This window comes from Nocardia coubleae NBRC 108252 (assembly GCF_001612805.1).
GTDB classification, from domain to species: Bacteria; Actinomycetota; Actinomycetes; order Mycobacteriales; family Mycobacteriaceae; genus Nocardia; species Nocardia coubleae.
Genome location: NZ_BDBD01000025.1, coordinates 240,401 through 252,512 on the forward strand (window position 1 = coordinate 240,401; position 12,112 = coordinate 252,512).

At 65.4% G+C, this 12,112-nt stretch carries 4 protein-coding genes; all 4 read left to right on the top strand.

From position 1 onward, the window contains the following. Positions 1–88: 88 nt before the first annotated feature. From NCO8_RS26195 to NCO8_RS26210, 4 genes are read left to right on the top strand one after another with little or no spacing between them, the layout of a single operon-like run. Positions 89–6,418: a DEAD/DEAH box helicase gene (locus tag NCO8_RS26195; protein WP_067643181.1), complete on the top strand. Its 6,330-nt coding sequence runs from the start codon at positions 89–91 to the stop codon at positions 6,416–6,418. Beyond that, complete coding sequence (locus NCO8_RS26200; RefSeq protein ID WP_067643183.1) at positions 6,418–8,610, top strand: 3'-5' exonuclease; 2,193 nt, start codon at positions 6,418–6,420, stop codon at positions 8,608–8,610. Before NCO8_RS26195 ends, NCO8_RS26200 begins: the two co-directional genes overlap by 1 nt. A 35-nt stretch (positions 8,611–8,645) precedes the next feature. Further along, on the top strand, positions 8,646–9,854 hold the full coding sequence (locus NCO8_RS26205) for an HIRAN domain-containing protein (RefSeq protein WP_067643187.1): 1,209 nt from the start codon (positions 8,646–8,648) through the stop codon (positions 9,852–9,854). Further along, positions 9,854–12,088, top strand: a complete 2,235-nt coding sequence (locus NCO8_RS26210) for a 3'-5' exonuclease (RefSeq protein WP_067643190.1) — start codon at positions 9,854–9,856, stop codon at positions 12,086–12,088. Before NCO8_RS26205 ends, NCO8_RS26210 begins: the two co-directional genes overlap by 1 nt. Positions 12,089–12,112: the final 24 nt, after the last annotated feature.

Here is a 12,112-nt window from a genome sequence, read left to right on the forward strand (position 1 = left end):
CTAGCATCCGAACCCGATAGTTCCAGATGAACACAGGTCGACACCCGACCGAACCGCATGCCGGTCACGCACGATGAGGAGCACACACGTGGGGGCGCTGCTTCCGACACTGCAGGCCGAACGGCTGAGGGAAGGGTTGACCGACTACCTGACCACCACCTTCGCGCTGACCGATCCGGACACCCAGGGTGCGCTGACCGACTTCATCGGTGATCCCGCGGACGGACTTTTCAAGGGTCCGTATGTGCGCTTGCGGCTGCCTTTCGCCCCGGCGCGCGGCAACTGGGGCATGCACCTGGACTGGTGGCCGAAGTATTTCGAACCATACGGTCATCAGGCCGCCGCGTTCGAACGGCTGTCGACGAAGTTTCAACGCCGGCCGCTGCCCACTCTGGTCACCACGGGCACCGGGTCCGGTAAGACCGAGTCGTTCCTCATTCCCATCCTCGACCATGTGCTGCGGGCCAAGAAGGCAGGCGTGGTCGGGATGAAGGCTTTGATCATCTATCCGATGAATGCCCTGGCCAACGACCAGGAGCAACGACTGGCGAAGATGATCACCGAGCATTCCGAGCTGTCCGGCATCACGGCGGGTCTGTACACGGGTGAGCAGTCCTCCGGCGGCCGCACGATGGTGTCGGAGGCGGGGCTGATCACCGATCGCCGGCTGATGCACGATTCGCCGCCCGACATCCTGCTCACCAACTACAAGATGCTCGACCACATGCTGCTGCGGCCGGACCGGGCGGCGATATGGCGGCAGTCGGCGGACTCGCTGCAGTACGTGGTGCTCGACGAGTTCCACACCTATGACGGTGCGCAGGGCACGGATGTGGCGATGCTGCTGCGACGGCTCGGTCTGACCGTCAAATCACACTGGAACGCCGGTTCCCCTGTCACAGAAGCAGATCGGGCGCGGCCCCTCGGGAAGATCACGCCGGTTGCCACCTCCGCGACGCTGGGGTCCAAAGGATCGCCGACGTCTATGCTCGACTTCGCGAAAACCGTTTTCGGCGAGACGTTCACACCCGAGACCCTGATCGGCGAAACGCGGCTCGATACCGAGGACTGGCTCGCGCAGCGCCGTCGCGACCTGGATCGCACATTCTCACCAGTCGAGCCGGTGATCGATCAGGCCCTTGCCGAACTCGACCGCACCACAGCACAAACCGTGACGAACAAGCGACTCACGGCGGCGGTACTCGCCACGCTGTTCCGGCACACCTCCGACGTCGACGACACCCACGAGCGGATCACCGCGAGCCTGCACAAGCTCGACGAATCCGAGATGCTCGATCTGATCAAACGGCACGGAACCTTCGCGCGGGTCCTGCGTAGTGCGATCGACGCCATCTCGACCGCGACATTGGCCGCCACCGTTCTGCCCGCCCAGACCGGCGAACGCGACCTCACCCGTGGCCTCGCGAACCGCGAGCGCTACGTCGGCTATCTCCTCGCCGCGCTCTCGCACGTGCGCGCCGAGGTCGGACGGTCGGCACTGAATGTCGATGTGCACCTGTGGCTTCGGGAGCTGTCCCGGATCGATCGTGCGGCCGCGGTGACCCCGCAGTTCCGCTGGCCGGACGACGGAAAACTCGACGGAACCACCGTCGACTACTACCCCTCGCTCTACTGCCGGCATTGCGGTCGGTCGGGCTGGGGTGTTCGGCTGGGACCGACCGGCCACACCTTGGATGCCGGTGACGAAGACGTGCGCAGCTACCACGCGACCGGTGGTCCACGGTTCCGAGCGCTGATCTCCGCGCCCGCCGAGGCCGAAATCGACACTCCGGTCGAGGGATTGCGCTGGTTCCGCGTCGACGACCGGGAGATCGTCGACGAACGACCCGATGCCGACAGCGATGAGGTACTCGACGGGCGGGTGCTGCCGGTCTTATTCCTGAAAGGCCCTGAGGCGGACGAGAATTCGCGTAGGGACGTGTGCCCGGCGTGTGGTGCCGACGACGGCATCCGCTTCCTCGGCAGCGCGATCGCCACCCAGTTGTCGGTGGCGCTGTCGAACCTGTTCGGTGACGCGAAACTGGCCGACGGCGAAAAGAAGGCCCTCGTCTTCACCGACAGCGTCCAAGACGCCGCCCACCGTGCCGGTTTCGTCCAGGCCAGGTCGCACACCCTCAGCCTCCGCTCGACCCTGCGGAATGCCCTGGGCGACAAGGTGAGTGGCGAGCAGATGCTCACCCTCGCCGAGCTCTGCGATGCGGTACTCGACCGGGCAGGTGAAGACGCGCGACGGCGCTATCACCTCCTCGCGCCCGACATCGTCGAGCGTGACGAGTTCGCTCCGTTCTGGGACCCCGACAGCACCGCCCAGGCTCGACGGAAGGCGGCCAGGACTGTTGCCCGGCGCCTGCAATTCGATATCGACCTCGAGTTCGGCCTGCAGTCTCGCCTCGGTCGTACGCTCGAGCTCACCGGCAGTGTGGTTTCGGAGGTGGATCTCGGCTCTCCCCGGCGCGTCGCGCAGCTGGGCGCCGACGCGCTGAAGCGAACAGAACATCAACTCGCCTTTTCCGAGCCCGACGAGGCCGCGGTGACCCAGTGGGTTCGTGGTGTCGCCGAACGCATGCGCACCCGTGGCGCGATCGCCCACGATTGGTTGACGAAATACGTTCAGCGCGACGCGAACCGACGCTGGGTGTGGGGTGGCCGCCCCAAGGGCCAGGGCATGCCCGCCTTCCCCAAGGGACGCCCCGCACCGGCCTTCCCGGCGCTCGGCGGCCGGACCATCCCTGACGGCTTCGACCCGATCACCGTCTCCGCCTCGTGGTACGCCCGTTGGGCTTCGCGCTGCCTGAACGTCTCGCCCATCGAGGGTGGATCACTGGCACGCGCGCTGTTCGAAGTGTTCGCCGAAGAACGCGTGGTGATCACCGAGAACACCGAGAAGTCGCTGACTGCTTATCTTTTGACGCACGACTCGGTCCTGGTGGGTATCCCCGACCCGGCCGGGCTCACCGGGATGCGGTACCTGCTCGTCTGCGATGTCTGCCAGACGCCCACGCCGGGCAGCGCGGCCGTCGTCGACCAGCTCGACGGTGCTCCCTGCCTGTTGACCCGATGCCCGGGCAGGCTGGCACGGGCCGCCAAACACAACAACTTCTACCGCGACCTCTACGACAACTCGGAGATGAAGCGGGTGGTCGCGCGTGAACACACCTCCTTGCTTCCCACCGCGACACGGCTCGAGTACGAGAACAAATTCAAGGCCACGGCCAGCGATCCCACCGCACCGAACGTGCTGGTCGCGACGCCGACTTTGGAGATGGGTATCGACATCGGCGACCTGTCGACGGTGATGCTGGGCTCCATGCCGCGAACGGTGTCGTCGTATCTCCAGCGAGTCGGCCGCGCAGGACGCCTCACGGGCAACTCACTCGCGCTCGCCTTCGTCCGCGGACGCGGCGAGCACCTGCCGAAACTCGGTGACCCGACGTCGGTGATCCAAGGGGAGGTGCGTCCCCCGGCAACCTTCCTCACCGCGGAGGAAATCCTGCAGCGCCAGTACATCGCGCACATCATCGACCGGCTCGCGCGGCGTGCGGGAGCCGAAGATCCCGGCAACGCGACCAACGTGCTGTCGAGTTTCGACTCCGGTACCTGGATGGGCACCCTCATCGAGACCGCTGACGACGACGCCGACCTGTTGGTCGACGAATTCCTCGGGCAGTTCGGCGATCTGCTCCGGACGGAAACCGCAGCGAACCTCCGCGACTGGGCGACCCCGCCCGGGCTCGGCGAGCACAGCGGCCTCGGTGCATTGCTGCGCGACGCCGTGCATCGCTGGAATCGAGACGTGAACGAGTTGCGGCACCGGCGAACGGCAGTGGACGCGGCCATTCCCGACTTCGAACAGCGTGCCAACTCCCCTGCCGCCACCGACGACGACAAGCGTGATTTGCGCACGGCCCGAGGCACGTTGCGTCTGTTGTCGAAGTCGATCAGCGCGCTGACAACTGAACATTGGGTCGGCGTTCTCGAACGGTACGGCGTGCTGCCCAACTACACGCTGCTCGACGACGCGGTGCTGCTGGATGTCGGCATCACCTGGATCGATCCCGACACCAATCAATACGCCGAGGACACAGCGAGTTACCAGCGCGGCTCTCGGGTCGCACTCACCGAGCTGGCTCCTGGCGCGACCTTCTACGCGCAGGGGCTGGCCGTGGAAATCGACGCGATCGATCTCGGCGCGGGCGAATCCGCGATTCAGATCTGGCGGCTGTGCCCGTCCTGCGGCTGGGCAGGCATCACCCACACCGCAGACCCGACACCCCCACCGAATCAGTGCCCTCGATGCCACACCAGCGCAATCGCGGACGTGAGCCAACAGCTTCAAGTGGTAGAGATGGCCAAGGTATCCGCCGAGGTGCGACGCGACGAGGCGGCGATCAACGACATCCGTGACGAACGGCGCAAGGAATCGTTCACGGTCTTGGCCGCAGCCGATATCGACCCCGACAACGTCACCAAACGGTGGTTCGTCGCCGAGCAGGACTTCGGCGCGGAGTACTTGCGGCGCATGGACATTCGCTGGCTGAACATGGGCAGGCGAAACTCGCAGGGCGGCAAGCGAACCATTGCGGGCAACACGACCACGGGTTCGCTGTTCCGCGTGTGTTCCGGTTGCGGGCAGCTCGACAAGGTGGCGGGCAGGAACGAGCCACATGAGCACCGCAGCTGGTGCCGGTATCGCAAAGCCGATGACGAGAAGCACGTTCGCGAGATCGCGCTGGCTCGGACACTACGCACCCAGGCTGTGCTGCTGCACCTGCCGAGCTGGCTCGAATACGACTCGTTCGCCCATCCGAGCCTCAGCGCTGCGATCCTGCTCGGCCTGCGACAGGTGATCGGTGGCTCCCCGGAACATCTCGATGTCGCCGCAATCACCGACGCCCTCCACAACCCGAACCAGCGGGCCCTGCTCATCCACGACACCGTGCCCGGTGGCACCGGCTATCTGGCCGACTTCGCCAACCCACGTCAAGTGTGGGAGGTACTTGCGGCGGCCCGCACAGTGGTCAAGAACTGCTACTGCACCGACCGGCTCGCCTGCCACAAATGCCTGCTGCCGTTCGCACCGCCACGGGAACTCGACAAGGTTTCCCGGATCACGGCTGCCAAGGTGCTCGATGATCTGCTCGCATGCCGCGACGGCGAGCCGGACGCGAAAAGCTGGCTGGACTCGGTCACCGAAGAAACCGCGGTACCGAAAGGCAGCGCCGAGTCGCCGTTGGAACGCGAGTTCTACCGCGCGTTCACCGAGCGGCTCACCACCATGGGCGCCACGGTCACCGAAAAACCGGGCACCTACGGCCCGACCGCAACGATCAAACTGCCCGGCACCAAGATCCGGACCTGGCAGCTCGAGCCACAAGTGCTGATGGGCAACAGCCAACCCGACTTCCAGCTGCGCACCAGCGATCCCGATATCCCCCTCATCGCCGTGTTCGCCGACGGTCGCCGCTACCACGCGACACCCGAGCACAACCGAGTGGCCGACGACGCCCACAAACGTGAGATCCTGCGCTCCGGCGGCGTGGTGGTCTGGTCGTTCTCCCACGATGATCTCGAGCGCTTTCGAGCCGCGCGGACGGAAAAGCCGACCTGGTTCACCGAAAAGCTGGAAGGCCCGACCCGCAAACACGGCAACTTGAAGCCGAAACTGTTCAAGTTGCTGCATGCCGACCCGATCACCCAGCTGATCGAGTACATGCTCGAGCCTGAACGCGAGCCATGGGAAGCAGTGGGGCGATGGCTTCCGCTGATGTTCCTCCTCAACGGCCGCCACCAGGGCGACGCCGACGCCATCGCGAGCTGGGCGCTCGACCTCCTCGACGGGACCGCTTCGACTCCGGCGGACGGCGAGTACAACTGCTGGTCCTACAGCGACGGCCCGTTGACCATCACCGCCGCCACGAACAAGGGCATGAAGACGCTGGACGCGGTGCTCGCGCTCGATGACCGGGACGAGAAGCTCGAACTCGACGGCGGTCGCGCGTGGAAGGAGTGGTTGCGCTTGTCCAACTGGTTCGGACTGGCCGACCACGTGATCACCACCCGAACCCTGCTCCAGGCGAACTCCACCGTGCCGGAGCGGGGACCGGACGCAGGCAGCGCCGAGCTCACGCCCGACTGGCAGGTGCTCTACGACGACACCGTTTCCGATGCCGAACGCGAACTCGTCCTCGCTCTGGCCGCGGCAGGCGTCCCGGTGCCGGTGCTCGGTGTGGAGACCGACCGTGGTGACGTGATCGACATGGGCTGGCCCGACGTCCGTCTCGGAGTTCTCCTCGCGGAGCCCGAGGCGGCCAATACGATGACCGAACAAGGCTGGAAGATCTGCCCAGCCGATCCGGCGGAACTCGTCCGAGCACTGCAAACGAACGGGGTGATGTGATGGCGCACGTCATCATGACCAAGACCAGCGGGTCCGCGGACGAGCTCGAAGGTGCGATCAAACGGCGCGCGCACGATTTCCTCTACAGCGTGCAGGATGACGAACCTGCCGCGTCCACACTCATCGAGGAAGTTCCCGGAGCCACGGACGAGCGCGTGCGGCTCGGACGAATCGGCCTGGGGCACAGTGCGATTCTGTTCTACGTAGCGCCCGCGGGTGGGGAGGGATCCTACGTCTACATGGGTGCGTGGCCGGACGCTACCGCCGCCGAGCTCGCACCCCGGGCGGGACTGAAGGTGAACCCGGTCAACGGCGTCCTCGAGCTCATCATCGCCGACACCGAAGAACCTGCGCCGACCCAGCAGCCGAAACCGGCCGTGAAGCCCGGGTACCTCGCCGACCTCGGCTTCACCACCACCCAGCTCACCGACGACCTCGGCTTGGACGCGAAACTCGCCGAACGAGTGCTTGCGGCTTCCGACGACCATGTGATCAACGAGATCGCCGCGGAGATCGATGGGTGGCAGGGGGACGCGGTCCTCGAATTGGCCTGTGGCACAAGCATCGATGAGATTCGCGCCAAGCTCCGACTCACGGAGAATCCGGTCGACCCGACTCTCGGCGAGGACGAGCAGATCCTGCAGGCGCTCGAGCACCCGGCGTCGAAGATCCGGTTCGCCTACATCGGTGACAACACCGAGGAACTGCGTCGCGTGATCGAGGGCGGCAGTTTCGCCGCATGGCGCACCTTCCTGCATCCCGAACAACGTGCGTACGCGGAAAAGCGGTACAACGGCGCCTTCCGGCTGTCGGGCGGTGCGGGAACCGGCAAGACCGTGGTGGCGTTGCACCGCGCGCGCAATCTCTGGCGGCGCAACCCGAATGCCCGCGTCGTCCTCACCACCTTCAACCGGACGCTCGCGCGCCAGCTACAGGCCGATCTCGAGGCACTGGATCCGGGCGTGCAGATCGCGAGCAAGCCCGGCGAGGTCGGCATCTACATCGATGGTGTCGACAAGCTGGCCAGCGATGTACTGGCACGGGCAGGCGATCTCGCTCCGATCTTCGCGACGGTTCTCGGGAGCGCGACGTCGCTGCCGCCTCGTCGCACCGATACCGGCAAGGTCTGGCGCGAGATCACCAGAACTGTTGAGACAGATCTGGATTCACGCCTGGTAACGCCCGGTTTCCTGGAGAGCGAGTACACCGCGGTGGTACTCGCCAACAAAGTGACCACCGTCGCCGAGTACGCGAAGGTCGCGCGCGCCGGGCGTGGTGTACGGCTCAACCGTGCGCAGCGCATCGCCGTCTGGAAACTGATGGAGGCGTTCCGCCGCCGCAGCCGGATGGATGGAACCGTCAGCTTTCCCGAAGTGCTCGCGTTGGCGGCCGAATACCTGCGGCAGCGCAGCGCCGCAGGTGAATTCATTGCCGACCACGTCATCATCGACGAAGCCCAAGACCTGCACGCCACCCACTGGGCGATGCTGCGCGCTCTTGTCGCGGAGGGGCCGGACGACCTTTTCATCGCCGAGGACTCCCATCAGCGGATCTTCGGGCAACCGGTGGTGCTCGGTCGGCTCGGGGTGAAAATTGTCGGCCGCTCACGGCGGCTCACGTTGAATTACCGTACGACGGCACAGAATTTGCGGTTCGCCATCGACATCCTCTCCGGCGGCGAGTATCACGACCTCGAAGAGGCCGAGGAGTCCACGCACGGATATCGCAGTGCTCGAACCGGGCCCGAACCGATGCTGCTGGCCTGTGATTCGCTGGCAGCTGAGCTCGAGCAGGTCGCCGGGCGGGTTCGGCAGTGGCTCGACGGGGGCGAGGAGCCCTCGAACATCGCTCTGCTCACCCGGGGAAAGAACGACCGGAGCCAGTTCGTGCGCGCCCTCGGGGAACGCGGCATCGAAGCCCGGGTGCTCGACGACAACCCCGCCGGACCTGGGCATGTGCAGGTGCTGACCATGCACCGGTCCAAGGGTATGGAGTTCGCCAAGGTGATCCTGGCCGGAGTCGACGACGCGCACGTGCCCGCGAAATCTGTGCTGAACGAAGCACCGGAAGAGGAACGGGGCGAGGCCGAGCTACGGGAGCGGTCCCTGCTGTATGTGGCGGCTAGCCGCGCGCGCGACCAGCTGGTGGTGACATGGAACGGGCGCCGTTCGGAACTGCTGGCGAACACCTGAATCGTCGAATACCACCTGCACACCCGGAGCAACAGATGAATCCCCCAGCGGCACCTCGCCAGCCCTACTCACTGTGGACGACCAGTCGTGGCTGGGCCGCGCAGGACGTCGTCGGCACCCAGTCGTATCTGCCGAACTTCCTCGGAATGCTCGGCGACGACTTCGATCCGCGCGGAACCGAAACCCGCCGCACGGTCGAGCTCGTACCGGAACCGGACAACCCGTACGACCGCAACGCTGTCGCGGTTCGCTTCGCGAATCAGACGATCGGCTACCTCCCGCGCGAGGACGCCATCCGCTACCACCGTCCGTTGCTCGAGTTGATGAACCGCGGGTACATCCCCGTCGCGCAGGGCCGGATATGGGCACGTGAGTACTCCGAGTGGGACGATCACGGGCGCGAGCAACGACGGCTCAGCACCGATGTCCATCTCTACGTGGCGAGCCCGGAAACGATGTTTCCGCTCAACGACCCACCGGTCGTGCCGTACACAATGCTGCCCGAGGGCAGCGCGGTACAGGTACTCAGGACCAGCGAGCACACCGATGTCCTGACCCGCTTCCACACCGATGGTGGCGAACGGCCTGTCATCGTCAGCCTGGTCGCCGTGGATCAAGCGAGCGCGCGTTCGACGAAACGTGTGGTCGAGGTGCGCATCGACAGTGACCGTGTCGGGCAGCTCTCCCCTGCCATGAGCGAGAAGTACCTCCCCGCGATCGACCATTTCGGCGCACGCGGATGGGTCACCGCCGCCCGGGCGATGCTCACTGCGTCGGCTGTTTCGGCCACGCTGTCCTTGCGCGCGCAAAAGGCTCACGAACTCTCCGGCGATGCGCTCACCGGGCCACCAGCCGTCGTGCCGCCACGTGGAGTGTCAGGGCCGGTTGCTCCGAGCACGCGGTCGGCTTCGGCGGTCGAAGTGCAGTCCGGTGTCACCGGCAACGGCAGCAAGATCACCGTGCGTGAGTCGGGCGCCCAATCGCTGATCACCGTCACCATCGAATTCGCCAGGCCCCTCACCGCCTGGCAATCCAAAGTCGCGCGAAAGGTTCAGGCAACTGCTCAGCAGTTACTCGCGCGCGAGCAGCTCACCGCTCCGCCGGTCACCTTGACCAACCAGACGTTCGCAGCATCGGCGCCGCTGGCCATCGGGCAGGAATTCGTCGACGCGCTCATCGGCATCGACGACTCCGATTTCGCTGCGGCTCAGGAGTTCAACCAGCTGACCGAAGGGGCGCTGTAATGGCCAATGTTGTGCTGGCTCAGAACACGAAGTCGATGCCGAAGCTCGACGGATCGATCAAAGCCAAGGTCTACGACTACTTCAAGAAGGTCTGCGCGGACGACACCGCACCCGGCCTGCACATCGAGCCGTTGAAGGGCGCGGTCGACCCGCGGGTACGCACCGGACGGGTCGACCTCAACTACCGCGCCATCATGTTCCGCATCGACGACCGGTTCGGTGAGGCGACCTACATCTACCTCGGCACGTGGAAACACGACGTGGCGAACAAGCTCGCCGAGAAGTCCACACTGCGGGTGAATCCGATCAACGGCGTTCTCGAGGGGATCGTCGGTCAGCTCGACGGTAACGCCGACCGTAAGAAGCGGACTGTGATCCCCGACCCGGGCGGGGTGCTGGCGGCAGCGCTCGCGGCCGAACCAACGGCTGGATACCTCGCCAACGCCGGCTACACCCTCACCGAACTCACCGACCGCCTCGGCCTGGAGGCCGAACTCGCCGCCCAGGTGCTGGCCGCCCCGGATCAGGACGCGGTCTTCTCGGTCGCGCAGAGCACCGAGGTCGCCTGGCAGCAGAATGCCGTGCTCGAATTGGCTGTGGGCCGGGCCGTCGACGACATCCGTGACGCCCTCGGTTTCACCGAGCAGCCGGTCGACCACTCTCTCGACGAGAACGAGCAGATCCTCGCCGCGCTGGAACATCCCGCGACCAAGATGCAATTCACTCTCGTCGACGACAACGACGAACTGCGCCGTGTCATCGAAGAGGGCGATTTCAAGGCCTGGCGTACCTTCCTGCATCCCAATCAGCGCCGGTTCGTCGAGAAGGACCACCGCGGTGCGTTCCGGCTCTCGGGCGGGGCCGGTACTGGGAAAACGGTGGTCGCGCTGCATCGTGCGCGGCATCTCGCGGCCCAGAATCCCGCTGCCCGGATCATTGTCACCACCTACAACAAGACACTGGCCAAGGCCATGCAGGACGACCTGCTGGCCCTGGACCCGAATATCACCATCGCGGCAAAGCCAGGAGATCCGGGCGTCTACGTGGCAGGCATCGACAGTCTCGCGTCGGCGATCCTCAGCCGTCGCAAAGACCTCGACGCGGCATTCGCCGCAGTATTCGGTCCTGGAACTCCAACCCGGATCGGGGTGCGTGCCAACCCGGATATCGGTTGGTCCGATGCCGTCGCGGGCAGTTCGCTGGATCCCCGGCTGCTGCACGCGGGCTTTCTATCCACCGAATACATCAGTGTGGTGCTCGGCAATCGAGTGACCGCGCTCGAGGAGTACCTCAAGGTTCCCCGCGCCGGTCGCGGTGTGCGATTGACTCGACCGCAGCGCGTCGCGGTGTGGAAAATCGTCGAACAGTTCAGGAAACAGGGCAGGGCGAGCGGGCGGATCAGCTTCCCTGAGATCCTCGCCGTCGCCGCCGCCTATTTGCAGTGGCGCGCACAGACAACCGGTGAAACGTTGGCCGACCACGTCATCGTCGACGAAGCACAGGATCTCCATGCAACACATTGGGCGCTGCTGCGTGCGCTGGTCGCCGAAGGGCCCAACGACCTGTTCATCGCCGAGGATTCTCATCAGCGCATCTACGGGCAGCCGGTGGTGCTGAACCGGCTCGGCATCAATATCCGCGGTGGTCGGTCGAGCAAGCTCACGCTCAATTATCGAACCACCGCGCAGAACCTGCATTTCGCGGTGAGCATTCTCGCCGGAGCCGACTACCGCGATCTCGAAGAAGGCCAGGAGTCGACCGCCGGATACACCAGTGCACGGCTCGGCCCGAACCCGGAGCTGATCGAGTGCGGTTCGTTGATGGAGGAGTTGCAGACGATCGCGGACCGGATCAAACACTGGATCGCCGACGATATACCGCCGTCAAGCATCGCGGTCCTCGCCCGCGGTCAGAGCGAACGGAACCTGATCGTGCGTGCACTGGTCGAGCGCGGCGTCGACGCCACCGTGCTCGATGCCGAGCCCGCCGGGGGCGAGCACGTTCAGGTACTCACGATGCACCGTTCCAAGGGCATGGAATTTCGTTGCGTCATTCTCGCGGGGGTCGATCGTGAGCACGTGCCGTCGCAGGCACAGCTGCGCGGAATCCCCGAGGAGGAACAGGCCGAGGCACAGCAGCGGGAACGTTCGCTGCTGTATGTGGCGGCCAGTCGTGCGCGTGACGAGCTGGTCGTCACCTGGAGCGGACAGCAATCGGAACTGCTCAATCGCTAGCCGGTCCGGGGGCAGCGTAAACCG